Source organism: Achromobacter colocynthidis, assembly GCF_057334535.1.
In genome coordinates, this window is the sequence record NZ_JBHFIZ010000022.1 from 128,987 (window position 1) to 150,453 (window position 21,467).

The following is a 21,467-nucleotide window of genomic DNA, read 5'->3' on the forward strand; positions in this document are numbered from 1 at the left end:
GTGAATTGAACCAGGAATCTCGCCTTGCCCCCCGACCTTCCCATGCTTGAACCCAAACATCACGCGTTGCTGGACGAAGCCGGGCGGCGCGGCCTGGCCTCGGCCGACGATATCGGGCTGTGCTTTCAGCTGTTGTCGCTGGCCAATGCCATCGACCGCGATTGCGCGGCGCGCCTGGCGCCCCGGCAATTGTCGGAAGGCAAGTTCGTGCTGCTGTTTCTGTTGCACGAGCAGCCCGATGGCTTGTCGCCGCATCAGTTGGCGGACGGGGCGGGCGTTACGCGCGCCACCATCACGGGCCTGCTCGATGGCTTGGCGCGGGACGGCTACGTGCTGCGCCAGGCGGGCCAGGGCGATCGCCGCAAGATCATGGTGACCTTGACCCCCAAGGGCAAGACGGCGGCGGCGCAATTATTCGACGAGCACACGGCCTGGATTGCGTCGCTGTTCGGCAAGTTGAGCGCGGCGGACAAGACACAACTAAGCGGATTGCTGGCGCGCGTCTGGCGCGGCACCGATGCCGGCCGCGCCGCTATCGCGCAGAGGCGGTCATGAGTACAGCCAGATCACCCATTGCCAAATCACCCACCGCCAGATCACCCTCCGCCAACATTCCCACCTCCAAAAAGGTCCCCACCGCCAAACCCAGCGGGCGTGGCGTCAAGGACATCCCCGCCGCGCGGCTGGCGCAGTTGAACGCGGGCGCGCCGGCCACGACGCTGACCGAATGCCTGGCGGTGGATTTCGCGGTGCTGATGAGGGCGGCGGCGCCGCAAGCCGGGCTCGAGGCCATCGCGCGGATGCAGGCGCAGGCGGCGCTTGGAATTTCCAAACGCATGGCGCTGGCCGCCGAACTTCTGGTGGAAGCCCTGGGCGCCGATTGCGACGCGCAGCTTGCCCCGCATGCGTCCGACACCGTGCGCGGCTGGGCCTGCTTCGTCATCGGCGCACTGCCGAACTTGCCCTTACGCACGCGACTTGAGCGGATCCGCCCCTTGGCCGACGACTCGCATTTCGGCGTGCGCGAATGGGCATGGCTGGCGGTGCGCCCGCGCTTGGCGGCGGATCTGCCGGCGGCCATCCAGGCCCTGCGCCCCTGGACCCAAGACCCTTCCGAGCGCGTGCGCCGCTTTGCCAGCGAATGCCTGCGCCCGCGCGGTGTTTGGTGCGCGCACATCGCGGCGCTTAAAGCCGACCCCGCCATGGCGCTGCCCTTGCTGGAGCCGTTGCGCGCGGACCCCTCGGTATATGTGCAGGATTCGGTGGCCAACTGGCTGAACGACGCCGGCAAAGACCAGCCCGCCTGGGTGCGCGAAGTCTGCGCGCGATGGCTGACGGGCAAGCCGGCCGCCGCGACCGAACGCATCTGTCAGCGCGCGTTGCGTTCGATCGGGACGTAGCAGAGGGGGCTGCGATGATGAGTCAAAGCTGATTAGTCAGCGCCGATGAGTCAGAGCTGACTCATTCCCCCATCCACGATGATCTCGGTGCCCACGATGAACGCGGATTCCGGGGCGGCCAGATGCAGCACGGTCGAGGCCAATTCCTGCGGGGTGCCGAAGCGGCCCAGCGGGATCTGCGCTTGAATGCCGGCGGCCGTCTCTTCCAAGCTTGCCGCGTCCAGGCCCAGCTTGCCGTAGATGGGAGTGGAGATCGGGCCGGGGCTGACCACGTTCACACGGATGCCGCGCGGCAATAGTTCCGCCGACAAGGTCTTGGCTAAGGAGATGAGCGCGGCCTTGCTGGCGGCGTAGATGCTGGATGCGGGCATGCCGATGTGGGCGTTGATGGAACCGTTCAGCACAATGGACGCTCCGGGGTTCAACAGCGGTTCCAGGGCCTGTAGCTGAAAGAACACGCCCTTGATGTTGGTGTCGAAAGTTTGGTCCCACAGGTCTTCGGTGGCCTCGGCCAAGGTGGCGAATTTGGCGATGCCCGCGTTGACGAAGACGGCATCCAGCCGCGCGTCCGCGCCTTTCAGCGCCTGGGCCAGCGCGGCGGATGCGCCCGGCGCTCCGGCCACGTTGCGGATGGCCAGCGTATTGCCGCCCAGGGTGGCCCGCGCCGCTTCCAGCGCGGTTTCGTCGCGCCCCGTGACGATGACGCGGGCGCCTTCGGCCGCAAACGCCTGCGCCGCCGCCAGCCCAATGCCGCTGGTGCCGCCGGTGACCAATACGGTCTTGTGTTCAAAACGGTTCATGGTGATCTCCTTGGGAGTCGTTCGATAAGGTGTAGCCATGTTGCGCCTGGGTGGGCGCTTTGTCGTACGATCTTTCGGACGAACACGTTCGAAGGAATCGCACATGTTGACGGCCAATGAACTCGCACTGCTGGAAGCCATCCGGGACAGCGGCAGCCTGTCCCGCGCGGCGGTGAAGCTGGGTCGCGCGCCATCCTCGGTGTCGCACGCCGCCCGCCAACTGGAAGAACGTTTTGACGCGCTGCTGTTCGACCGCCGCCGCTATCGGCTGCAACTGACGCCGGCCGGTCAACTGCTGGCCGACGAAGCCGCCCGCCTGATGCTGGACGTGTCGCGGCTGACACAACGCGTCAAGCAGGTGGCCAGCGGCTGGGAAGACAGGCTGCATATCGTCAGCGACGAGATCCTGGAATTCGAGCTGATGTCGCCCTTGATCCACGCGTTCGACAAGCTGGCGTCCGGGGTCAGCCTGCGCTTGACGCACGAGGTGCTGGGCGGCACCTGGGAAGCGCTGCGTGAAGGCCGGGCCGACCTGATCGTGGGGGCGACGAACGAGCCCCAAGCTATGCCGAATCTTCAATGGGCGCAATTGGGGGAGATGGAGTGGTTGTTCGCGGTGGCGCCGCGCCATCCGCTGGCCAAGCTGAACCCCCCCTTGCGCCAGGACCAGATCCAGCAGTACCGCGCGGTGGTGGTGGCGGACACGTCGCGCGGGGCGGCGGCGCGCGGCTATGGCAGGGGCAGCGGCCAGCCGGTTTTGGCCGTACCCAGCATGCGCGCCAAGATCCTCGCGCAGCGCGATGGGCTGGGCGTGGGCTGGGTGCCGCGCCATCGCGTGGCGTCCTTGCTGGCGCGCGGCGAACTGTTGGAAATGGCGACCGAGACCCCGCGTGAACCCAACCTGCTGTACCTGGCCTGGCGGGGTGGCCACGAAGGGCGCGCGCTGACGTGGTGGTTGGAGCAGTTGCGCCAGCCAAAGATGGCGCAGGCGCTGATGCGCGGCGTGGATGCGTTTCGTTGAATGCGGCAGCGAGCTGCGACGGCAACGTTTGCGGCAACATGGCGCGCGTCAGGGGTTACGTAGGGCTGGCAAGCCCTTCAGCCGCCAACGCCGCCCGCACGCTGGGCCGCTCGCCAATTCGGGCCATATAGTCCGCCAGGGCGGGCCAGCGCGCCAGGCTGATGTCGAAGAACGCGGCCCAGCGCAAGACGGTGTACAGGTAGGCGTCGGCCACGCCGAAGCGGTTGTCGACCAGATACGAATGCGGCTGCAAGACGCCCGCCACATAGTCCAGCCTTTTTTCCAGCCGCGCCTGCCACCATTGGCGCGCGTCAGCGGGCAACGCGCGGTTGAACAGCGGCCCGAAGCCGCCGTGGATTTCGGTGCTGATGAAGTTCAGCCATTCCTGCAAGCGGCTGCGCTCCCACGTGCCGTTGGCCGGCGCCAATCCGGCTTCCGGCTTCAGGTCGGCCAGATACTGCACGATTGCCGGTCCCTCGGTCAGCACCTGCCCGTTGTCACGTTGCAGGGCGGCGACGTAGCCCTTGGGGTTGATCGCCAGGAAATCACCGCCGTCTTCCGTGCGCTTGGTCTGGTTGTTGACGCGCACCAGCGTGAAGGGCAGACCCAGTTCGCGCAGCACGATGTGCGGCGACAGCGAGCAGGTGTCGGGGGCGTAGTACAGCTTCATCGGTCACTCCTGATTCAACAAGGCGTTCAGCTTGAGGCTGCTCGAGCCATGCGTAAAATTACTTCTTCAAAAATGTGAAATAAGAAGAGCTAATGCCATGATGAACCTGATGCATTGGCGCCTGGTGCTGGCGGTGGCCGACGCCGGCAACATCACGCACGCGGCGGCCGAGGTGGGCATGACCCAGTCCGGCGCCAGCCAGGCAATCGCCAACCTGGAGGACACGCTGGGCGCGCCGCTGTTCACGCGCGAACGCCGGCAGACGCTGCCTACCGCGCTAGGTCTGCGCGTGGCGGATGAAGCGCGCGCCATGCTGGATGCGCTGCGACGCATACAGGATATGGCGCAAGACGCGCGCGGCGCGGCGCGCGGCACCTTGCGGCTGGCCAGTTTTCCGATGGTGTTCTCGACGATTCTGCCGCCCGTGTTGCGGCGCTTTCGGCAATTGCATCCGGCCATCGATGTCGTGTCCCTGGAAGCCAGCGATGACGAAGTCGAAACGCTGCTGGCGGCCAATACCGTGGATGTGGGCGTGGTGCTGAACGCCGCGCCCGACCGGCTCGTGTGCCCGCTTGGCGAGGATGAATGGTTGGCGGTGCTGCCCGCCACGCATCCGCTGGCACGCGCGGGCAACGCCATCGATCTGGCCGAGCTTGCCTGGCAGCCCTTCGTCTTGGCCACGGGCGGATGCAGCGTGCATGCGCAAAGCGTCGCGAATGGCGAGGGCGTGACGATTACGGACGTGCGCGCCACGGTGCGCGACTGGAGCAGCGCGTTTGCGCTGGTGCGCGAAGGCGTGGGTGTGTCGCTGGTGCCCGCGTTGACCTTGCCCGAAAACCGTCGCGGCTTGCGTGTGCTGCGACTCGCTGCGCCGCTTTACCGGTCGTTCGGGCTGGCGGCGTCCGCGCAGTCGGCGGCCAGCGCGCCGGTTCAGGCTTTGTTTGCAATGTTGCAGGGGCGTGCGCCAGGCGGCATTGGGCGCACACCCTGACCGTGGGTCTGTGTGTTTCATGCATGGGCGGATTGGTGCATGCTTACGGCTGATCAGCGATTGGGCAGCAGGCGATCAAGCCGCGCCCAACTCGCAGATACGAATTCCCATCGCGGCAGACGCCGCGCACAACAGTCCAAAGGACGGGTATGGAAGAGACAACGCAAGACGCGGCCTTGAACTGGCCGCAGTTGGTGGACGACCTGAACAAGCTGCTGCGCTTGAAGACCACGGTCATCGGCATGAAGCTGTTCGAGAACGAAGCGGACATGGCCGGCGTGAAGGGCTTGCGCCGACCGCAAGCCACGCACACCACCGACCAGATCGTCGGCATGGCGGCGCGGCTGGGCTGGACGGTGGGCATCACGGGCGATGATCTTGTCGGGTCGCAATGCCGTGCGGTGATAGGTCTTGGCCCGCAGGACGAAGCCTGGAAAAGCGGCAAGGAGTACGTGGGCGTGTGGCATGCCACCGAAGCCGACGCGCGTGCGCGCCAGGAAGCGCTGTCCTGTGTGCCCGCGGGCAAGTACCGCGGCATGGTGGTGTCGCCGCTGGCCTCGGGCCGGCTGGACCCGCCCGACATCTGCCTGGTGTATGCCACGCCGGGGCAGATGATCATTCTTATCAATGGCTTGCAGTGGAAGAACTATCGGCGCTTTGACTTCAGCGTGGTGGGCGAAACCGCCTGTGCGGATTCCTGGGGCCGGGCGCTTGCCACGGGCGAACCGAGCTTGTCGTTACCCTGTTTCGCCGAACGCCGCTACGGCGGTGTGCCCGATGAAGAAATGCTGATGGCGTTGCCGCCGCGCTATCTGCCGATTGCCATCGAGGGCATGAAGGCCTTGGCCGCCAACGGCTTGCGCTATCCGATTGCGCCTTACGGCATACAGAACGATGTGCGCGCGGGTATGGGGGTGAGCTACGCGCAAGCGCCCGCACGGGGGGATCGCAAGAGGTAGGGGGCGGCGGGGCGCTTAGGCGATGGCTTGCAACGCATCCGCAAACGCACGGGCGGCGGGGCCCAAAGGCACGTCGATGCGGTGTGCCAGATAGGTCTCGGTCGCCACCTGGCTGCCGCGTCCCAGGCTGTGCGTGGGCAGGCGTACCAGCCGGCCTTCGGCCAGGTCGCGCTCCACCTGCCATAGCGGCAGGCGGCCCCAACCCAGGCCCGCCACAATCAACGCGTGCTTGGTGTCCTGGCCGCTGACGCGGCAGGTTTGCGGCGACAGCACCGCAAAGTCGCGACCCTCGCTCAAGCTGGACGGATCGGACTGCACGATCTGCAAGTGATCGGCCAATTCCGGTGCGCCCAGCGCGGCGTTGTCGGCTGCGTGCCGCGCCAGCGGATGGTCGGCGCCCACGACGGCCACCATCTGCACCGACGACAAGGCCTGCACGGCGATACGCGGGTGGCGAAAATGTTCGCCCGCAATGATGCCCAGCGTGTGGCTGCCCGACAGCAAGGCATCAATCGGCCCGCCCAAGGGCAGCACGGCCACGCGCGTCGCCACCATCGGATAGGTGGCGCGCATGGTCTTTAGCGCCGCGCCCACCGTGGCGATGGGAAACAGGGTATCCACCACCAGCGAAAGCTCTAGTTCGACGCCCGTGCCCATGCCTTGCGCCCGCGCGCGCATGGCGTCCACGCGCAGCAGAATGTCTCGGGCATTGGCCAGCAGCGCCTGGCCTTGCGGCGTCATCACGGGGCGATGGCCGGCGCGGTCGAACAGCGTCACGCCCAATTGCAGTTCCATATTGGCGATGGCGTGGCTGACCGCCGACTGCACGCGCGACAGGCGGCGGGCGGCGGCGCGGAAGCTGCCGGCGTCCGCCACGGCGGCAAACACGCGCAATTGGTCCAGGGTCAGGGCGTCTATCATCGGGCGGGCTGGTCAATTCAATGATCTATTCCGTCGATCATTTTCATCGAAAAATTATCACTTCTCAAGATCGCTTCCAGCGGGCATGCTGGCGACCATCGCATGGGTATCGAGGCAGCAATGAATCAGGGTGAAACCCATTGGGCCGGGGTGCTGGCTATTGTGGGCGCGGGCGTGGTGGCGTCGTTGCAGGTGGGCAAGGTGATCATCGCCGCGCCCTTGTTGCGCCAGGACATGGGCCTGGACCTGGCGTCGATCGGCACGCTGACGGCGGTGTTTTACCTTTTGGGTGTAGTGGGTGGTATTGCCGCTGGCGGCGTGATCGCGCGTTTCGGTGCGCGGCGCATGCTGCTGCTAGGCTTGCTGGCCACGGCGCTGGGCACGACCCTGGGCGCGATGGCGCCCAGCTACGGCTTGCTGCTGGCATCCCGCGTGGTCGAGGGCTTGGGTTTCCTGATGATTACCGTGGCAGGCCCCGCCGCCTTGCAGCGCATGGTGTCGGCGTCCGGCCGGGATTTCGCCTTTGCGCTCTGGAGCTGCTACATGCCGACCGGCATGGCCGTCGCGATGTTGGCCTCGCAAGCGTTTGACCACTGGCAGGCCTATTGGTGGTGCGCGGGTGCGGCGGTGGCCGTGGCGCTGGCAAGCGTGGCGGCGTTGGTGCCCGTGGGGGAATCCACAACCTCGGCATCGCTGTCTTGGCGCGGCATGCGGCAGGACACTGTCGATACGCTGGGCGCGGCCGGGCCGGTATTGCTGGCCTTGTCGTTCACGCTTTACAGCCTGATGTTCTTCGCGCTGTTCACCTTCCTGCCGGTGCTGCTGATGGAGCAACTGGGCCTGACCTTGGCGCAAGCCGGCCTGTACAGCGCCATCGCCAGCGCCGCCAACATCATCGGCAACCTGGGTGCGGGCGTGCTGCTGGCGCGCGGCTGGCGACGATCCACCCTGATTGCCTGCGCCAGCGCCACGATGGGCGTGGTGGCACTGCTGATCTTCCAATCCGTGCTGCCCGCGATGCCGACCTTCCTGCTGTGCGTGCTGTTCTCGGCGGTGGGCGGCCTGATTCCCGCCACCTTGCTCGGCACCGCGCCACTGGTCGCGCCGCGCCCCGCGTTGACGGCGGCCTCGGTCGGGCTGGTGATGCAGGGCAGCAACCTGGGGCAGGTGATCGGACCGGTCACCGTGGGCGGGGTGATAGACCGTTTTGGTTGGGGGGCGGCGTCATATGTGGTGCTGGCGGCGGCGGTGGGGGGCTTGGTGATTGCGGCCGGTCTACGGCGAGTTCGGGCGGCCCGCTTGTAGGGGCGCAGGCACCGGCACCGGCTTGACGCGCACCGCGCGCAGGACGCCCACCACCAGGCAGGCGATGCCGACCAAGGTCAGCGGTTGGGGCATGGCGCCGCGCAGGATGAAGGCGTAGGCCAGCGCGGCCAGCGTTTCGAAAACGATAAGCTGGCCGGCCAGGGCGGTGGGCAGGCGCTGGCTGGCTTCGTTCCAGCACAGCGTGCCCAGCCAGGACGCGAACAGGCCGATGGCGATCATCAGGCCCAGGAATACGTCGGGGCGCGGTCCCAGCGGCATGTCGAACGGGCTGCCGGTAGCGGCCATGCCACCCCATACCACCGCGTAGCCCGCCAGCGCCAGCGGCAGGGTGGCCACGCCCTGCGCGGTGGCCCAGGTGCTGGGGCTGCGGTCGGGATGCGCCCGCAACCAGTCGGCGTTTCGCAGGGGATACCAGGTCCAGCAGGCGACGGCGGCCAGTGCCAGCAAAGCGCCCACGGCGTAGCGCGACAAGTCGGCATCGGCGTCCTGGCGCAGCGCTTGCAGCTCTACCTGGTTGACGCAGCCAATGCCCAGTGCAATCAGAGCCAGCGATGGCGCCAGCCGTTTCCATGGCAGCTTGCCGTCGCGGCGCGCATTGCGCAGGTTGGCGCAGACGGCAATCACGACAGGCAGCGTGCCGATGATCATCGTGGGCACGGGGCCACCCGCGCGCTGGATGGCGCTGGCCAGGCACAGGTAGTAGAGCAGGTTGCCGATGGCGGCCAGTTTCAGCGCCTCGATCCAGTCGGCGCGGCGCAACTGCCGCAACCGATTGCGGTCCAGCCACGCCAGCGGCAGCGCGATCAGGCCAAACGCCAGGTAGCGCGCCACCGATTGCAGCGCGGCCGGGTATTCCGGCAGCAACAACGGCCCCACGAATACCAGCCCCCACATCAGGCCGGCGGCCAGCGCGTATAGGGTTCCTGCCCACATGCCATGCTCCTGCGTATCGATGCGGGCAGTCTAGCGGCGCGAGCGGGGCGAATCTTGTACCAGATTGCGGTGTGGCGAGCTTACGTCCGATCCTGCTTCTGGTTTGCGGTGTGGTCGGGCCTACCCGCGCACCTGCTTCTGATAGCGGGCGGGCGTGACGCCGTAGCGGCGCGAAAACGCCCGCGTCAGGTGCGCCTGGTCGGTCAGGCCGGCCGCCAAGGCCGCCTGTGCCGGGGCAATGCCCGCAGCCAACAGCCGCTTGGCTTCAAACAGGCGCAAGGCCATCAGCATTTTCTGGGGCGTGGCGTGGTAGAGCGACTGAAAGCGCCGCAGGAAATGAAAGGGGCTTAGTCCGGCCACCGCTGCCAGCTCATCCAGCGTGAGGCGGCGCGACAGGTTCGCGCGCAGGTAGTCGACGACGGGGGCAAAACGCGGCGCGCCCTCGGACGGCGCATCGCGCGGCACCTGGGCGTGGCGGCGGAATTCACTGAGCAGCGTGTAGAGTGCGCTGTCGAAAGCCAGCGGTTCGTGCGCCTGCCACAAGGAGTCGAGCAGGGCGGTGACGCGCTGTGCGCTGGCGGCGTCATGGCCGACTGCCGTGTTGAACCACCACCCGGCCTCGCCCGACACGCGGGCCACCACATCGGGGTCGATGTACACCATGCGGTAGCGCCAGCCGCCTTCCGTTTCAGCGCGGCCGGTGTGCAGTTCGTCGGGGTTCATCAGCACGACAGAGCCGGACGGCGCCAGGTGATCGGCGCCTCGATAGCGAAACCGTTCGACGCCGGATTCGATGGCGCCCAGGCCATAGGCTTCGTGCGTGTGCGGTTCGAAGGCGTGGCGGATGATGTGGGCGCGGTACAGCTCCACACCGGGTTGATGCGCCGCGCGGCGAAATTCGGCGCGGTCGTTGGGATGGTCGAACGCCGCCGGCACGCCCGTCAAGACGGAAGCGCCGGCATCGGACGGGGCGGCAGGCAGGGAACCCATGCTTGGAATTTAAGCACGGCGCAGGGTTGTCGGCCTGTCGGCAAGGCGCGCATCGCGTGGGCGTGCATCGGCTAGCCAGGAATTACCTACGCCTGCATCGCTTGGGCGCGCGCCAACAGCAGTTCGCGTTCGCGGGCGTTGCGGGTCATGCCGGCCGCGCGCTCGAATTCTGTGCGTGCCTCGGCGTTGCGCCCCAGCTTGGCCAGCAGGTCGCCGCGCACGCTGGGCAGCCAGTGGTAGTTGGCCAAGGCGGGCTCGCTGGCCAGCGTGTCGACCAGGTCCAGCCCCGCCTGCGGCCCGAACGCCATGCCCACGGCCACCGCGCGGTTCAGCGCAACCACGGGCGAGGGCGTCAGTTGCACCAGCGCGTCGTAAAGCGCCACGATGCGTGGCCAGTCGGTGTCAGGAGGCGTGGCCGCGCGCGCGTGGCAGGCGGCCAGTTCAGCTTGCAAGGCATAGGGGCCGGGTGGCCCGCCCAGCGCGGCGGCACGGGTCAATGCGGCCAAGCCGCGCCGTATCAGCAAGGGGTCCCAGCGGCTGCGGTCCTGGTCCATCAGCAGCACCGGCTTGCCGTCGGCGTCCGTGCGCGCATGCAGGCGCGAGGCTTGCAGTTCCATCAGCGCCACCAGGCCGTGCACTTCCGCATCGTCAGGCGTGAGTTCGGCCAGGATGCGGCCCAGCCGCAGGGCTTCGTCGCACAGCGCCGGGCGCATCCAGTCGTCGCCCGAGGTCGCCGAATAGCCTTCATTGAAGATCAGGTAGATGACTTCCAGCACCGACGCCAGGCGCGCGGCGCGGTCCTTGGCATCGGGTACTTCAAACGGCACATTCGCGGCGGTCAAGCTGCGCTTGGCGCGCACGATGCGCTGGGCAATGGTGGATTCGGATGCCAGAAACGCGCGGGCGATCTCGGCGGTGGACAGCCCGCCCAGCAGGCGCAGCGTCAATGCCACCCTGGCATCGGTGGACAGCACCGGATGGCAGGCGGTGAACACCAGGCGCAGCAGGTCGTCGCCGATGTCGTCCTGGCGGGCGGCGTCGAGAGCGTCGACAAAGTCGGGCTCTACGTCCGCGTGCAAGGCTTCAAGTTCGTGGCCGATCTGCTCGTGCTTGCGGGTGTGCAGCGCATCCAGGCGCAAGCGGTCGCGGGCACGGTTCTTTGCGGTGGTCATCAGCCAGGCTCCCGGGTTGTCCGGCACGCCGGTCTGCGGCCAGCGTTCCAGGGCGGTCACCAGCGCGTCCTGCGCCAGTTCTTCGGCCAGCCCGACGTCGCGCACCAGGCGCGCGACGCCGGCGATGACGCTGGCGGCCTCGATCCGCCAGACCGCCTCGATGGCACGATGCGTGGCCGCCTGCGTCATGCCGCGGGAACCTCGCCGGGCGCCATGTGGACCAGTTCCCAGATGTGGCCGTCCAGGTCTTCGAAGCCATGCGCGTACATGAAGCCGTGGTCTTGCGGCTCGCGCGGCACGGTGCCGCCGGCGGCCCGCGCGCGGGCGACCAGGTCGTCGACTTCGGCGCGGCTTTCGCAAGACAGGCAGATCAGGACTTCGGTTGCCTCTTTGGCGTTCACCAGCGGTTTGCCGGTAAAGCCCTGGAAGAAATCGCGCGTCAGGAGCATGGCGTAGATGTCATCGCTGATGACCATGCAGGCGCCTTGCTCGTTGGTGAAATCCGGGTTGAAGGTGAAGCCCAGCTTCTTGAAGAAGTCCTGCGATTTCTGCATGTCGCCGATGGCGATGTTGACGAATATCTGCTTGTGCATGGCTTTGTCTCCTGAGTATCAATGGCTGACGCCGGGAATGTCGCGAAAGCGTTCGACTTGCTGGCTGGGTTCGAAGTCTTCCAGTTCGTACAACTGGCGCACTTCGATCGCGCAGTTCTGGCCGGGGAAGGGTTGCGGAAAGCGCATCGCCCATTGCATGGCTTCTTCGCGCGAGCGCACCTGAATCAGGGTGTAGCCCGCGATCAGTTCCTTGGTTTCCGCGAAAGGGCCGTCCACCACCTGGCGTTGGCCGTCCGCGTATTGCACGCGCCAGCCTTGGGACGTGGGCTTCAAGCCATTGGCGTCCAGCAGCACGCCGGCCTTCATCAGCGCCTCGTGGTAGGTCGCCATCGCGGCAAGCAGGCTGTCGTCCGGCATCAGGCCGGCTTCGCTATCGGACGTGGCCCGCACAATCATCATGAAACGCATCCGAGTCTCTCCTTGGAGTGGGACTTCGCCGCCCGATCCGGGGTGGATCTTCGGGGGCTTGTAGGGGGACGACGAATGGAAGGCGGTCAGATCGACAGGAATGTCGCGAAGCTAGGGTAAGTACTAGGGCGACGGGTGCGAGGCGCCCCAAGGGTTGATGACGGAAACCCCGGCGGCTTCAAAGGGCGCCACGTCCCGGGTCGCGACGCTCATGCCGTGCGCGGCGGCGGTGGCGGCGATGTAGCCGTCTGGCCCGCCGATGGACTGGCCCGAGGCCCGCGCACGCGCCATCAGCGCGGCGTATTCCAGGCTGGCGGCGGTATCGAAAGCCAAGATGCGCCCGGCAAACAAGGCCAGGACGCGCTGTTCCAGGTCGCCATGCAAGGCGTCGCGCCGTTTGCCCACCGGCATGCAGGCCACGCCAAACCGCAATTCAGCGACGGTAACGGCGGAAAGGAACAGGGTTTCCAGGGGCTGCCGGTCTATCCATTCGATGACGGCGTCGGCGGGCGCTTGGCGTAGCGGCTCCGAGATGACATTAGTGTGCAGCAGAATCATTCAAACCTCGGTGGGGCGGCGGGCGCCTTGTCGCGTTGGTCGAACAAGGCGGCTTCCTCGTCGGTGAGCTTGGCCTGGCGGCCGATCTGCGCAAGCAACGAACCCAGCTTGACGCGCCCTTCAGGCTTGACGGCGTCTTCAAGAATGGCGCGGACTTCAGCTTCGGTGCTTCGGCCATGCTGGGCGGCGCGCACGCGCAGCGCGCGGTGCACTTCTTCAGAGATATTTCTAACGGTCAACATGGGCATGATGCGATCGCTCCTGGTGCAGTCAATGCATGCATTCTAGGAATATGCAGTCACGTGTGCAACTTAAGTTGCCGTGGCCAACCAGGAGCAAGCCTCGGCCCTACATAAAGCAGGGCCCAAGTTCACGGACTTCGACCGTTGCCCATTGCGCAGCCGGGCATTCAGCGGCCAGGGCCAGCGCCTCTTCGCGGGTGTCGCAGGTCAACAGGAAGAAACCGCCGATCATTTCCTTGGCTTCGGCGTACGGCCCGTCCATCAGCGACCGTTCGCCGTCGCGGATTTGCAGGCGCACGCTTTCGGATTCGGATTTCAATGATTCAGCGCTGACGAGCAGGCCGCGGCTTTTCAGGCCTTCGGCGTAGCGCACCATCTGCGCATAGGCCTCGCGGCCTTCGTCGGGCGTGCGCTGTGCGCGCTGGCCTACCGGTTCAACGATCAGCAACATATAGGACATGGCGTTTCCTGGTTCGGGCACTGGGGCGATTGGGCGAAGCTTACCGCCCTTGCCCAGTGCCCCGCCACCCTGACCGTGAGGCTTTTGTCCGCCCTGGAGCGGCACAAACCACGTGCTGATTGTTGTGATGCCGCCCGTGCTGGGCGTGTTGTGGGGCCGTGTGATCAGGATCGCGCGGGTGCCGCGTCTGCCTGTGACGCCGACGGCTTGGCGGGGGCTTGGGCGTTCTTCGTGGACGCCTGTTTCGGCGCGATGTCCATGATCAGCTCGACGCGGCGGTTGGCGGCGCGGCCAGCCGGGGTGTCGTTGGATTCGATCGGGCGCGTTTCCGCGTAGCCCACCGCGCGCAGTCGATCGGCGGACACGCCGTCGCGCACCAGTTCGCGCAGCACGCTGGTGGCGCGGCTGGTGGACAGTTCCCAGTTGGACGCGAACTGGCGCGTCTGGATCGGCACGGGGTCGCTGTGGCCTTCCACGGACACCGGGTGCGGGTTCTTGTTCAGGATGACCGCCAGACGCTTGATCACGTCCAGCCCGGCGGGGCTGAGCGTGGCCTGGCCCGACGGAAACAGCAATTCGTTGCTGATCCGAAAGCTCACCGACTGCTCGTTGATGATCACGTCCACCGACTTGCCCAGGTCGTCCAGTCCCAGGGATTCCTTGGACGGGGCGATCAGCGGCGGGGCGGCGTCGGCCACCTTCACGCCGTCTTCGACCGGCGCCGTTTCGGCCGTCTGGACGGCGGCGGCGGGCGGTGCGGGCGGTTCGGCCCAACTGGCGGGAATGGCGACGGCGTCGAATTCCGAGTATTCACCGTCGTACACGGGCAAGCCGGCGGTTGCCAGCGTGCCGACCAGTTCGATGGGCTTGCCAGAGGCTTCAGTGCCCAGGCCGTGCAGGCGCGACACCGCCAGCATCACGACCAGCATCGCCAGCAGCAGGGTGATCAGGTCCAGGTAACTCAGCAGCCAGTTCTCGGCGTCCTGCTCGACCTGTTCCTCGACGTGCCAGCGGGCGTAGCGATCCTTGCGGTCGCTTTTGCTGGGCCGCCAGGCGTGCGTGTCCGCGGCTTTCTGGGCGCGCAATTGGGCCTGGCGGGCCAGTTCGATCCGCTGCGCCAGGGAAGGGGAAATCAGGCTCATTGACGCGCGGCGGCTGGGCGGGTGATGGACAGGGGGGGGTGGGGGGGGGGGGCGGCGCCCTTGGTGGCGCCGGTGGTGGCCCCCTTGGCCGGCGTTGCCGCCTTGGGCTTGGACGCCGGCGCGGCCGCCACGCCGCCGTCGTAGATTTCGTCTTCGACGTGCAGCACGAAGGAGTTCAGCGTTTCACGCACCACGGCCGGGCCGCGCTTTTCGCACATCATGGAGATGCCTTGCAGCACCATGTTCATGGATTCCACGCGGCGCGCGGTGCGGCGTTCCAGCTTCAGCGCGATCGGCTTGCAGATCAGGTTGGCCAGCAGAATGCCGTAGAAGGTCGTCATCAGGCCCACTGCCAGGTGTTGGCCGATCGTCGTCATGCTGCCGTCGCCCAGCACCGCCATCATGTTGATCAAGGCGATCAGCGTGCCCAGCATGCCGAAGGCGGGCGCGAACGTAGCCATCACGCGGAACATCTGCGCTTCGGCCTGTTCACGCGCGCGCAGCCGAGCCACGCGCCATTGCAGCACTTCAATGATCTGGTCTTCGGGGGTGTTGTCGATGATCAACTGCACGCCGGTGCGCAGGAACGGGTTCGACACCTTCTTGAGTTCTTGTTCGACCTTGTGGACGTCGGTGTTCATCCACAGTTGCGCCATCGTCGCCAGTTCTTCGATGTCGCGCTGCTGGTCGTGCTGGTCGTTGCGGAACACCGTGCGGACCAGCTTGAAGATCCGCAGCACTTCCGGCAGCGGGTAGGCGATGAACAGCGCGGCGCAGGTGCCGCCCAGCACGATGGCCAAGCCCGGCAGGTTGATGTACATGCTGGCGTCGGTGGCGGACAGCGCCACGACGATCACAAGGGTAAGCAGGCCGACGGCGGCGCCGATGAGGGTAGACGGATTCATGGATCTTGCCCGAAGGGAATGGCACGCCGAGCCGGAATGCCGGATTGTCGGGAATTCTAGCCAGCGCGCGCCCAAGTCAATCCGCCGGAAAGCGGGGCGAAAGGGCCGGTAAGCGCCGGCTTAGGCAAGTCGTCAGGATCTGGCCGGTAGCGTCGGAAACGGGGCCGGGTCATGCCGCCTCGGGGGGTAAATGGGCGGCTGACGGGAAGGGAAGACGGGGGCAAAGCCGGATATGTATATCATGAGCGCTATCTGGCGGCCCGAAGCACGTGGCCGCCTCGCTTTGGAGAAGAATATGACTACCCCCAACGAAAACGTCAGCATGGCGCTTTTCTGCGACTTCGAGAACGTGGCGCTGGGTGTGCGGGACACCAAATACCAGAAGTTCGACATCCGGCCCGTGCTGGAACGCCTGCTGCTCAAGGGCAGCATCGTCGTCAAGAAAGCCTATTGCGACTGGGAACGCTACAAGGAATTCAAGGCCCCCATGCACGAGGCCAATTTCGAGCTGATCGAAATTCCGCACGTGCGCCAATCGGGCAAGAATTCCGCCGACATCCGGCTGGTCGTGGACGCGCTGGACTTCTGCTATACCAAGTCGCACGTCAATACCTTCGTGATCATCAGCGGCGATTCCGACTTTTCGCCGCTGGTGTCCAAGCTGCGCGAGAACAACAAGAAGGTGATCGGCGTGGGCGTTAAGCAATCCACGTCGGACCTGCTGATTGCCAACTGCGACGAATTCATCTTCTATGACGACCTGGCGCGCGAAGGCCAGCGCACCGCCGACGCCCGCCGCGACAACCGTGGTGGCGCCGCTGCCGGCACCGGCCAGCGTCGCACGCCGGACGAAGAACGCCGCCGCAAGGAAGAACTGGAAGCGCGCAAGACCCAGGCCGTGGACATGGTCGTCGAGACCTTCGAGGCGCTGATGGCCGAGCGCGGCGACAGCGGCAAGATCTGGGCGTCGGCATTGAAAGATGCGTTGAAGCGCCGCAAGCCGGATTTCAACGAGTCGTACTACGGCTTTCGCGCCTTCGGCAATTTGCTGGACGAAGCGCAGTCGCGCGGCTTCCTGGAAGTGGGCCGCGAAGAAAAGTCCGGCACCTATGTGTATCGCGACAGCATCGACGGCGCGCCGGCCGTGAACCGCTCGGGCAACCAGGGCGGAGCCCGGTCGTCGCAAGGCCGCCAGTCGGCACAGGCGGACTCCGACGACACCCAAGCGGGCGTGGTGCAAGAAGAAACCAGTTCGCGGCCTGCCCGCAAATCGCGCGGCGGCCGCAAGTCGGGTGGATCCGGCCGAGGCGCCAGCCATGCGGTCGAGCAAGGCGCGGGCGAAGCGGCGATGGCCGCGCCGTCTGACGCCGCGCCGGACGCGCAGTTGGTGCTTCCGGTTGCCGCGCCCGAGGGTGTGCAAGAAGGGGCGCAGGAAGGCTCGCATATGCCGTCCAATACGCCAGCCACTACGCCGCCCGTATCGTTCCAGGGCGCGGCCCAGGCCGAACGCCAGGCCAACAAGCAAGCCCAGGTGGACAAGCAAGCCGAGGCCGACGACGAAACCGCCAAGGCGCTTGCCCGCGAAGTCGCCAAACTGGAATCCATGCGCGCGGATGCGCTGGCGCGCGCTCAGGCGCCCAAGCCTGTCCAGCCGTCGCGCCTGCCGCCCATGCCGACGCCCTTGCCGCAGGCGCGCCAGCCGCTGCCTGCCGTGAATATTGCGGAATGGACGTTCGTTGAGCCGCCGGCGGACACGCGCCGCGAGGCAGCCGACAAGGCGCCCGCCAAAGTGGCTGACCCGTTCGCGGGCGGAAACGCCAGGCCGGCGGCGGAACCCGCGCCAGCTCCGGCAGCTCCGGCCAAGCGCGGCCGTACTGCCAGCAAGACCACGAAGGCCAAGTCGGCGGAATCCGACGCTGGTGGTCCTGCCCGAGCTGTGGCAACGGAATCGGCGGCAACCAAGTCGGCGGTAACGAAATCGGCGGTAACCGGATCGGCGGTAACCGGATCGACGGCAACCGAGGCGGCGGCACCGGCTGCTGAACCGCAGGCCGAGGCGCCAGCCAAGCCTGCCCGCAAGACCGCGTCGCGCACCCGCAGCCCCCGCAAGACGGCGGCCAAGGAATCCTGATCTGGGTTAAACCACCGGGCCGCGAAAGCGGCCCGGAGTGATTCCGACTTCACGCTTGAACATGGCGATGAATGCGCTGATGTTGTCGTAGCCTAATTCAAGCGCCACTGTCGTTACGGCGCTACCCGCCGCCAGCATTTCCTGCGCCCGCATCAGGCGGGCCTGCTGCCGCCATGCCCCCAGCGGCAGGCCGGTTTCGGCCAGGAAGCGGCGCGCCAAGGTACGCGGCGCCATGCCGATCCGCGCCGCCCAGGCATCCAACGACCGGGTGTCCGAGGGGTGATCCGAAATAGCCACCGCCAGCTTTTGCAAGCGCGGGTCGCCAGGCAGGATCAGCGCCTGGTTGGCCAGGGGTAGGGTGCGTATTTCGTCTCGAATCAATTCCAGCACGCGGTTGCGCGCGGCGGCTGTCTCATTGCCATTCCACGATGCGGCGCGGTCCACGGCCGCCAGCAGCAAGGCTGATGTTTGCAGCACGCGGGCAGTGGTGGGCAAGCCCGCGCAGGCCGTGGGACTCAGGTAGGCGCTATAGCCCGCGTAAGGTCCGTGCGACTGCAAGCCATGGGGCTGGCCGGGCGGAATCCACACCGCATGCGCGGACGGCACCACCCATTGCCGCGCGCCCGCAACCACCGTCACCAAGCCGCGATAGGCGCCCAGTAATTGGCCGCGCGCATGCTGGTGCATGGAGGTGTCGCGCAGCAGGCCGTCATCACGGCGCACGGCGATCAGTGCCGGGCCGCGAGTCGAGTGGGCCTGTTCGGGGGGCAGCAGGGGAGTCGTCATGTCAGCAGGGGGTGGGTGCGTATGGCATGTGGCGCGTGGCATGTGGTACGTGGCATAGGGCATGTGGCAGAAACACAGTATTCATTGGCCAAAATACCGCAGTAGCGCCAACGTGATGCCGCTATCGTAACGCCTGTGTCTCACCATCAGGAGCCAGGCATGCAAGCCAAAGACATCTTGCCGGACGGCATGAACCACAGTGAATTCAACGGCGTGCCGGTGCACAAGGGCACCGTGGGCGCGTTTCTGGCGAACGCGCGTGTATGCACCGATGCCAAGGCGTCGCCCGAGGCGGTGGCCGAAGCGCGGCGCGACATTCAAGACGCGCTGCCGGCCCTGCGAGCGCTTGGCCTGTTCGATGTGCTGGAACTGCGCGACCCCGACTTGCGGGCGTGGATCCACACGCTGACGCCGGGCCGTCACTGACGCGCGTGGCGGCTGGTCTATGATTCAGGGCTGCTTATTTCCAAGCCCGGTCCTGTTTGAGTTTCCGATGCAATACGTGTTGATCAGCTCCTGCCTGTTGGGCAACCCGGTGCGCTATGACGGGCGCGCGGTGCCCAACGATGACGCCGTCCTGGCCCGCTGGCGCGAGGAAGGGCGGGTCGTGCCGGTGTGCCCGGAAGTCGCGGGCGGCATGGCTACGCCGCGTCCGCCCGCCGAGATCGAGCCGGGCAAGCAAGCCGCTGACGTGCTTGCCGGCGGCGCGCGCGTGGTTGCCGTGACGGGAGACGACGTCACCCAAGCATTCGTGCAAGGCGGGCACGCGGCGTTGTCCGTGGCGCGCCAGCAAGGCATTCGCATCGCGGTGCTGAAAGAAGGCAGCCCGTCGTGTGGCAGCGGCTATGTGTATGACGGCCATTACTCCGGCCAGCGGAAAACGGGCGTGGGTATCACGGCCGAACTGCTGATCGGCGCCGGCGTGCGTGTCTTCAGCGAAAAGCAATGGGCCGAGGCCGAGGCTTGTCTGGCACGGTTGGAGGCGCACGATGTGGCTTAGCGCGGCAGCCGTCGTGTTGGCGGCGCTGGTCATGGCGGCGTGGGGCGGACGGGCGGCGAGGCGGTCGGGTGGTAAGGATGCCGTGCGCCGCCATCCGTGGCGTGCGCGCGTTGGCGCCGTGCTGTGCCTGGGGCTGTCCGCCTTCTTCTACTACGCCTGGTATGCGTTCTATTGGAAGTGGAACTTCAACGAATTGGGTCGCTATTACGACCCGGTGGACCAGGTGGTCTACACGTCGTCAGGTTTTGTGTGGGTGCTGCCGGCGACGGCATTGCTGGCCGCCGGATTGGTACTGGCGTGGCGCGCTTGGCGGCGCCGCGCCCGCTGACAGACTTTATTGGCTGCGGTAACCGCGGCTGGTCATGCAAGAGTCCAGCGAGTGGTTGTACGAGTCCACCATCACTTGCGTCGTCCATTGCGAAATGGTGGCTGGGTTGTAGCCGCTTTGGTTCATGGCCCAACGCTGGCAATCGGTGGTGGCGCTGGCCTGGGCGGCGCTGACCTTGGGCGCGGCCTCGTATTGCACGGGCGCGTATTGCGGCTGCGATTCAAGCTGCGATTGCGGTTGCGCATAGGCAACGGACGGGTCGGCGTACACGGGCGGCGCGTCGTAGACGGGCGCGGCATAGATGGGCGGGCTGGTGTAGGCAATGCCAGGCGACGCATAAACGCTGGTCTGCGCATAACTGGGGCCAGAGTTGGCTGCCAGCAATAGGCCAACGGTGGCCAGCGCGAAAGCGCCGCCTATCCACCAACCGTCCGAGCTGCTACCGCCGCCGCCATGGTGGTGATGACCACCGCCGCCGTAATAGCCGCCGTGGTAACCACCGCCGCCGCCCCAACCACCGCCACGGCCGCCCGCCATCGCGGGCGCACTTGCCACGGCAAGCGCCAACGTCACGGCAACCATCCGGCCTGTAAACCGTTTCATGATCTTGCTCCTGTTCGCCTGGCGCGGGCATAGTCGAAATGCGCTCGGCGATAGCGCTACTTTACTGCTGCCGAGGCACCAAAAGTTGTTGCAAAAGCTACGGGCATTTCAAGTGACTTCAAGGTGTAGGGAAGGGGCGGGGAAGCGGGCCCGGAGGGCATGGGGAGGCGCGTTTGTCGCGAAATCGAGACGGCTTAAGTTCAGTAATTTGTAAGCTTTTCGGTTGGCCCCGTGGCGGGCGTTGTAATGCCGTGACATCGCGTTGCGGGAAGGCCATGCGAACTAGTAGCGCAAAGCTATGAAGCAGGGTACTTTCTCGCGATGATGACGGCACGACCCCCTTCTTTATCGCAAGACAAGCGTCTCACCAAAGGTGAACGCACCCGCTTACAGCTTTTGCAAGTTGCCGCGGCGGAATTCGCCGAACGCGGGTTCCAACACACGCGGATCAGCGACATCGTCGCCCGCGCCGGGGTCACCCAACCCGTCTTCTATCAGTACTTTTCAAGCAAGCAAGCCGCCTACGACGAACTGGTCGGCATGTTCGCGCAACGCTTGCGCCAGGCGATCAGCCAGGCGCGGCTGCCGGCTGATTTGGACGGCGCGGAGTTGGCCGATCGCATTCGTGGCGGCGTGCTGGGCCTGCTTGCCATCCTGCAAGAAGACCCCAACTTGACCCGCATCGGCTTTTTTCAAGTAGCGGCGGCGGAATCCTTGAAGGACGAGCTGGTGGCGATGATTGCCGACAACATTCGCGCCGAGCAGCAGGCAGGCCTGTTCCGCACCGAGGTTTCAGCGGATTGGTTCGCACAATCACTGATGGGCATCATCGAACGCTTCACGCGCCAAGCGCCCGACGCGCAACAGCAACAGGCCGTTGCCACGTTTATTACGGACGTGCTGCTAAACGGTATCCGCCGGCCGTTGGGTGGGTGAAGCGCGGCACGCCGGTATCCGGCTCCCGTAGGATGGGTGAAGCGCGGCATGCTGGCGGAAAAAACGCAGATAGACAACGCGCGCAACCCATCAAGCAACCTCAGAGCCAAAACAGCTTCAGCCACATCGCATCGGCTGCATGATGGGTTACGCGCGTTGGGGTCTGGTTTT

At 66.3% G+C, this 21,467-nt stretch carries 26 protein-coding genes; 11 read left to right on the forward strand and 15 right to left on the reverse strand.

Annotation, left to right across the window (positions count from 1 at the left end; genetic code table 11):
- Positions 1 to 42 precede the first annotated feature (42 nt).
- Together ACE04A_RS07500 and ACE04A_RS07505 are read left to right on the forward strand one after the other, a co-directional pair.
- Positions 43 to 555: a MarR family winged helix-turn-helix transcriptional regulator gene (locus ACE04A_RS07500; RefSeq protein WP_448716203.1), complete on the forward strand. Its 513-nt coding sequence runs from the start codon at positions 43 to 45 to the stop codon at positions 553 to 555.
- Complete coding sequence (locus ACE04A_RS07505) at positions 552 to 1,400, forward strand: HEAT repeat domain-containing protein (protein ID WP_448716202.1); 849 nt, start codon at positions 552 to 554, stop codon at positions 1,398 to 1,400. Before ACE04A_RS07500 ends, ACE04A_RS07505 begins: the two co-directional genes overlap by 4 nt.
- A 50-nt stretch (positions 1,401 to 1,450) precedes the next feature.
- On the opposite strand, the gene ACE04A_RS07510 is transcribed toward ACE04A_RS07505, so the two are convergent.
- Complete coding sequence (locus ACE04A_RS07510) at positions 1,451 to 2,200, reverse strand: SDR family oxidoreductase (protein WP_448716201.1); 750 nt, start codon at positions 2,198 to 2,200, stop codon at positions 1,451 to 1,453.
- Positions 2,201 to 2,303: 103 nt separating this feature from the next.
- On the opposite strand from ACE04A_RS07510, the gene ACE04A_RS07515 reads away from it, so the two are divergent.
- Positions 2,304 to 3,221 carry a LysR substrate-binding domain-containing protein gene (locus tag ACE04A_RS07515; RefSeq protein WP_485820001.1) on the forward strand — a complete coding sequence of 306 codons (918 nt, stop codon included), beginning with the start codon at positions 2,304 to 2,306 and terminating at the stop codon, positions 3,219 to 3,221.
- Between the two features lie 55 nt (positions 3,222 to 3,276).
- Here the strand turns inward: ACE04A_RS07515 and gstA are convergent, their stop codons facing one another.
- Positions 3,277 to 3,891, reverse strand: a complete 615-nt coding sequence (gstA, locus tag ACE04A_RS07520; RefSeq protein ID WP_448716199.1) for a glutathione transferase GstA — start codon at positions 3,889 to 3,891, stop codon at positions 3,277 to 3,279.
- Positions 3,892 to 3,988: 97 nt separating this feature from the next.
- On the opposite strand from gstA, the gene ACE04A_RS07525 reads away from it, so the two are divergent.
- Positions 3,989 to 4,882: a LysR family transcriptional regulator gene (locus ACE04A_RS07525; protein WP_485820002.1), complete on the forward strand. Its 894-nt coding sequence runs from the start codon at positions 3,989 to 3,991 to the stop codon at positions 4,880 to 4,882.
- A 149-nt stretch (positions 4,883 to 5,031) separates the two neighbouring features.
- Positions 5,032 to 5,841, forward strand: coding sequence for a DUF169 domain-containing protein (locus tag ACE04A_RS07530; RefSeq protein ID WP_448716197.1), 810 nt, complete (start codon positions 5,032 to 5,034; stop codon positions 5,839 to 5,841).
- Between the two features lie 15 nt (positions 5,842 to 5,856).
- Here ACE04A_RS07530 and ACE04A_RS07535 read toward each other — a convergent pair whose 3' ends face one another.
- On the reverse strand, positions 5,857 to 6,762 hold the full coding sequence (locus ACE04A_RS07535; protein ID WP_448716196.1) for a LysR family transcriptional regulator: 906 nt from the start codon (positions 6,760 to 6,762) through the stop codon (positions 5,857 to 5,859).
- A 120-nt stretch (positions 6,763 to 6,882) separates the two neighbouring features.
- Here ACE04A_RS07535 and ACE04A_RS07540 point away from each other — a divergent pair, with 120 nt between their 5' ends.
- On the forward strand, positions 6,883 to 8,067 hold the full coding sequence (locus ACE04A_RS07540) for an MFS transporter (RefSeq protein ID WP_485820003.1): 1,185 nt from the start codon (positions 6,883 to 6,885) through the stop codon (positions 8,065 to 8,067).
- Here ACE04A_RS07540 and ACE04A_RS07545 read toward each other — a convergent pair.
- From ACE04A_RS07545 to ACE04A_RS07590, 10 genes are all read right to left on the reverse strand, one after another.
- Positions 8,038 to 9,021 (reverse strand): DMT family transporter, encoded by a 984-nt coding sequence (locus ACE04A_RS07545; RefSeq protein ID WP_448716194.1) that lies wholly within the window; start codon positions 9,019 to 9,021, stop codon positions 8,038 to 8,040. The two genes, ACE04A_RS07540 and ACE04A_RS07545, sit on opposite strands and share 30 nt — an antisense overlap.
- 120 nt (positions 9,022 to 9,141) lie before the next feature.
- Positions 9,142 to 10,011, reverse strand: coding sequence for an AraC family transcriptional regulator (locus tag ACE04A_RS07550; RefSeq protein ID WP_448716193.1), 870 nt, complete (start codon positions 10,009 to 10,011; stop codon positions 9,142 to 9,144).
- Positions 10,012 to 10,097: 86 nt separating this feature from the next.
- Positions 10,098 to 11,372 carry an RNA polymerase sigma factor gene (locus ACE04A_RS07555; protein WP_485820004.1) on the reverse strand — a complete coding sequence of 425 codons (1,275 nt, stop codon included), beginning with the start codon at positions 11,370 to 11,372 and terminating at the stop codon, positions 10,098 to 10,100.
- The gene (locus tag ACE04A_RS07560; protein ID WP_447989591.1) at positions 11,369 to 11,776 is read right to left on the reverse strand and encodes a VOC family protein; all 408 of its coding nucleotides are present in this window, start codon (positions 11,774 to 11,776) and stop codon (positions 11,369 to 11,371) included. Before ACE04A_RS07560 ends, ACE04A_RS07555 begins: the two co-directional genes overlap by 4 nt.
- Positions 11,777 to 11,794: 18 nt before the next feature.
- Complete coding sequence (locus ACE04A_RS07565) at positions 11,795 to 12,205, reverse strand: YciI family protein (RefSeq protein ID WP_448716191.1); 411 nt, start codon at positions 12,203 to 12,205, stop codon at positions 11,795 to 11,797.
- A 123-nt stretch (positions 12,206 to 12,328) separates the two neighbouring features.
- Entirely contained in the window at positions 12,329 to 12,763 is a 435-nt protein-coding gene (locus ACE04A_RS07570) for a type II toxin-antitoxin system VapC family toxin (RefSeq protein ID WP_448716190.1), read from the reverse strand.
- On the reverse strand, positions 12,760 to 13,011 hold the full coding sequence (locus tag ACE04A_RS07575) for a FitA-like ribbon-helix-helix domain-containing protein (RefSeq protein WP_127184763.1): 252 nt from the start codon (positions 13,009 to 13,011) through the stop codon (positions 12,760 to 12,762). The genes ACE04A_RS07570 and ACE04A_RS07575 overlap by 4 nt, the downstream gene beginning before the upstream one ends.
- 100 nt (positions 13,012 to 13,111) lie before the next feature.
- Complete coding sequence (locus ACE04A_RS07580) at positions 13,112 to 13,465, reverse strand: YciI family protein (protein WP_259246791.1); 354 nt, start codon at positions 13,463 to 13,465, stop codon at positions 13,112 to 13,114.
- Positions 13,466 to 13,629: 164 nt separating this feature from the next.
- Entirely contained in the window at positions 13,630 to 14,607 is a 978-nt protein-coding gene (locus ACE04A_RS07585) for an OmpA/MotB family protein (RefSeq protein ID WP_485820005.1), read from the reverse strand.
- Positions 14,604 to 15,512 (reverse strand): motility protein A, encoded by a 909-nt coding sequence (locus tag ACE04A_RS07590; RefSeq protein WP_485820006.1) that lies wholly within the window; start codon positions 15,510 to 15,512, stop codon positions 14,604 to 14,606. The genes ACE04A_RS07585 and ACE04A_RS07590 overlap by 4 nt, the downstream gene beginning before the upstream one ends.
- A gap of 295 nt (positions 15,513 to 15,807) precedes the next feature.
- Between ACE04A_RS07590 and ACE04A_RS07595 the strand changes: the two genes are divergently transcribed.
- Positions 15,808 to 17,643 carry an NYN domain-containing protein gene (locus ACE04A_RS07595; protein ID WP_448716188.1) on the forward strand — a complete coding sequence of 612 codons (1,836 nt, stop codon included), beginning with the start codon at positions 15,808 to 15,810 and terminating at the stop codon, positions 17,641 to 17,643.
- A 6-nt stretch (positions 17,644 to 17,649) separates the two neighbouring features.
- Here ACE04A_RS07595 and ACE04A_RS07600 read toward each other — a convergent pair whose 3' ends face one another.
- On the reverse strand, positions 17,650 to 18,429 hold the full coding sequence (locus ACE04A_RS07600) for an AraC family transcriptional regulator (protein ID WP_448716187.1): 780 nt from the start codon (positions 18,427 to 18,429) through the stop codon (positions 17,650 to 17,652).
- A gap of 159 nt (positions 18,430 to 18,588) precedes the next feature.
- On the opposite strand from ACE04A_RS07600, the gene ACE04A_RS07605 reads away from it, so the two are divergent.
- The 3 genes from ACE04A_RS07605 (at position 18,589) to ACE04A_RS07615 (ending at position 19,757) form a co-directional block, all read left to right on the forward strand.
- A complete protein-coding gene (locus ACE04A_RS07605; RefSeq protein WP_448716186.1) occupies positions 18,589 to 18,855 on the forward strand; it encodes a hypothetical protein in 267 nt (88 codons plus the stop codon).
- 67 nt (positions 18,856 to 18,922) lie between these two features.
- Positions 18,923 to 19,429, forward strand: a complete 507-nt coding sequence (locus tag ACE04A_RS07610; RefSeq protein WP_279994188.1) for a 2-thiouracil desulfurase family protein — start codon at positions 18,923 to 18,925, stop codon at positions 19,427 to 19,429.
- Positions 19,419 to 19,757 carry a hypothetical protein gene (locus ACE04A_RS07615; protein WP_448716185.1) on the forward strand — a complete coding sequence of 113 codons (339 nt, stop codon included), beginning with the start codon at positions 19,419 to 19,421 and terminating at the stop codon, positions 19,755 to 19,757. The genes ACE04A_RS07610 and ACE04A_RS07615 overlap by 11 nt, the downstream gene beginning before the upstream one ends.
- Positions 19,758 to 19,763: 6 nt before the next feature.
- On the opposite strand, the gene ACE04A_RS07620 is transcribed toward ACE04A_RS07615, so the two are convergent.
- On the reverse strand, positions 19,764 to 20,360 hold the full coding sequence (locus ACE04A_RS07620) for a hypothetical protein (protein ID WP_259246801.1): 597 nt from the start codon (positions 20,358 to 20,360) through the stop codon (positions 19,764 to 19,766).
- A gap of 321 nt (positions 20,361 to 20,681) precedes the next feature.
- On the opposite strand from ACE04A_RS07620, the gene ACE04A_RS07625 reads away from it, so the two are divergent.
- Positions 20,682 to 21,296 (forward strand): TetR/AcrR family transcriptional regulator, encoded by a 615-nt coding sequence (locus ACE04A_RS07625; protein WP_448716183.1) that lies wholly within the window; start codon positions 20,682 to 20,684, stop codon positions 21,294 to 21,296.
- The last annotated feature ends 171 nt before the right edge of the window (positions 21,297 to 21,467 follow it).

What these genes read in the sequence shown, in the direction of transcription:
- ACE04A_RS07500 (WP_448716203.1), top strand. Translation starts at nt 43, where the DNA reads ATGCTTGAACCCAAACATCACGCGTTGCTGGACGAAGCCGGGCGGCGC.
- ACE04A_RS07505 (WP_448716202.1), top strand. Translation starts at nt 552, where the DNA reads ATGAGTACAGCCAGATCACCCATTGCCAAATCACCCACCGCCAGATCA.
- ACE04A_RS07510 (WP_448716201.1), bottom strand. Translation starts at nt 2,200, where the DNA reads ATGAACCGTTTTGAACACAAGACCGTATTGGTCACCGGCGGCACCAGC.
- ACE04A_RS07515 (WP_485820001.1), top strand. Translation starts at nt 2,304, where the DNA reads ATGTTGACGGCCAATGAACTCGCACTGCTGGAAGCCATCCGGGACAGC.
- gstA (WP_448716199.1), bottom strand. Translation starts at nt 3,891, where the DNA reads ATGAAGCTGTACTACGCCCCCGACACCTGCTCGCTGTCGCCGCACATC.
- ACE04A_RS07525 (WP_485820002.1), top strand. Translation starts at nt 3,989, where the DNA reads ATGATGAACCTGATGCATTGGCGCCTGGTGCTGGCGGTGGCCGACGCC.
- ACE04A_RS07530 (WP_448716197.1), top strand. Translation starts at nt 5,032, where the DNA reads ATGGAAGAGACAACGCAAGACGCGGCCTTGAACTGGCCGCAGTTGGTG.
- ACE04A_RS07535 (WP_448716196.1), bottom strand. Translation starts at nt 6,762, where the DNA reads ATGATAGACGCCCTGACCCTGGACCAATTGCGCGTGTTTGCCGCCGTG.
- ACE04A_RS07540 (WP_485820003.1), top strand. Translation starts at nt 6,883, where the DNA reads ATGAATCAGGGTGAAACCCATTGGGCCGGGGTGCTGGCTATTGTGGGC.
- ACE04A_RS07545 (WP_448716194.1), bottom strand. Translation starts at nt 9,021, where the DNA reads ATGTGGGCAGGAACCCTATACGCGCTGGCCGCCGGCCTGATGTGGGGG.
- ACE04A_RS07550 (WP_448716193.1), bottom strand. Translation starts at nt 10,011, where the DNA reads ATGGGTTCCCTGCCTGCCGCCCCGTCCGATGCCGGCGCTTCCGTCTTG.
- ACE04A_RS07555 (WP_485820004.1), bottom strand. Translation starts at nt 11,372, where the DNA reads ATGACGCAGGCGGCCACGCATCGTGCCATCGAGGCGGTCTGGCGGATC.
- ACE04A_RS07560 (WP_447989591.1), bottom strand. Translation starts at nt 11,776, where the DNA reads ATGCACAAGCAGATATTCGTCAACATCGCCATCGGCGACATGCAGAAA.
- ACE04A_RS07565 (WP_448716191.1), bottom strand. Translation starts at nt 12,205, where the DNA reads ATGCGTTTCATGATGATTGTGCGGGCCACGTCCGATAGCGAAGCCGGC.
- ACE04A_RS07570 (WP_448716190.1), bottom strand. Translation starts at nt 12,763, where the DNA reads ATGATTCTGCTGCACACTAATGTCATCTCGGAGCCGCTACGCCAAGCG.
- ACE04A_RS07575 (WP_127184763.1), bottom strand. Translation starts at nt 13,011, where the DNA reads ATGCCCATGTTGACCGTTAGAAATATCTCTGAAGAAGTGCACCGCGCG.
- ACE04A_RS07580 (WP_259246791.1), bottom strand. Translation starts at nt 13,465, where the DNA reads ATGTCCTATATGTTGCTGATCGTTGAACCGGTAGGCCAGCGCGCACAG.
- ACE04A_RS07585 (WP_485820005.1), bottom strand. Translation starts at nt 14,607, where the DNA reads ATGAGCCTGATTTCCCCTTCCCTGGCGCAGCGGATCGAACTGGCCCGC.
- ACE04A_RS07590 (WP_485820006.1), bottom strand. Translation starts at nt 15,512, where the DNA reads ATGAATCCGTCTACCCTCATCGGCGCCGCCGTCGGCCTGCTTACCCTT.
- ACE04A_RS07595 (WP_448716188.1), top strand. Translation starts at nt 15,808, where the DNA reads ATGACTACCCCCAACGAAAACGTCAGCATGGCGCTTTTCTGCGACTTC.
- ACE04A_RS07600 (WP_448716187.1), bottom strand. Translation starts at nt 18,429, where the DNA reads ATGACGACTCCCCTGCTGCCCCCCGAACAGGCCCACTCGACTCGCGGC.
- ACE04A_RS07605 (WP_448716186.1), top strand. Translation starts at nt 18,589, where the DNA reads ATGCAAGCCAAAGACATCTTGCCGGACGGCATGAACCACAGTGAATTC.
- ACE04A_RS07610 (WP_279994188.1), top strand. Translation starts at nt 18,923, where the DNA reads ATGCAATACGTGTTGATCAGCTCCTGCCTGTTGGGCAACCCGGTGCGC.
- ACE04A_RS07615 (WP_448716185.1), top strand. Translation starts at nt 19,419, where the DNA reads ATGTGGCTTAGCGCGGCAGCCGTCGTGTTGGCGGCGCTGGTCATGGCG.
- ACE04A_RS07620 (WP_259246801.1), bottom strand. Translation starts at nt 20,360, where the DNA reads ATGAAACGGTTTACAGGCCGGATGGTTGCCGTGACGTTGGCGCTTGCC.
- ACE04A_RS07625 (WP_448716183.1), top strand. Translation starts at nt 20,682, where the DNA reads ATGATGACGGCACGACCCCCTTCTTTATCGCAAGACAAGCGTCTCACC.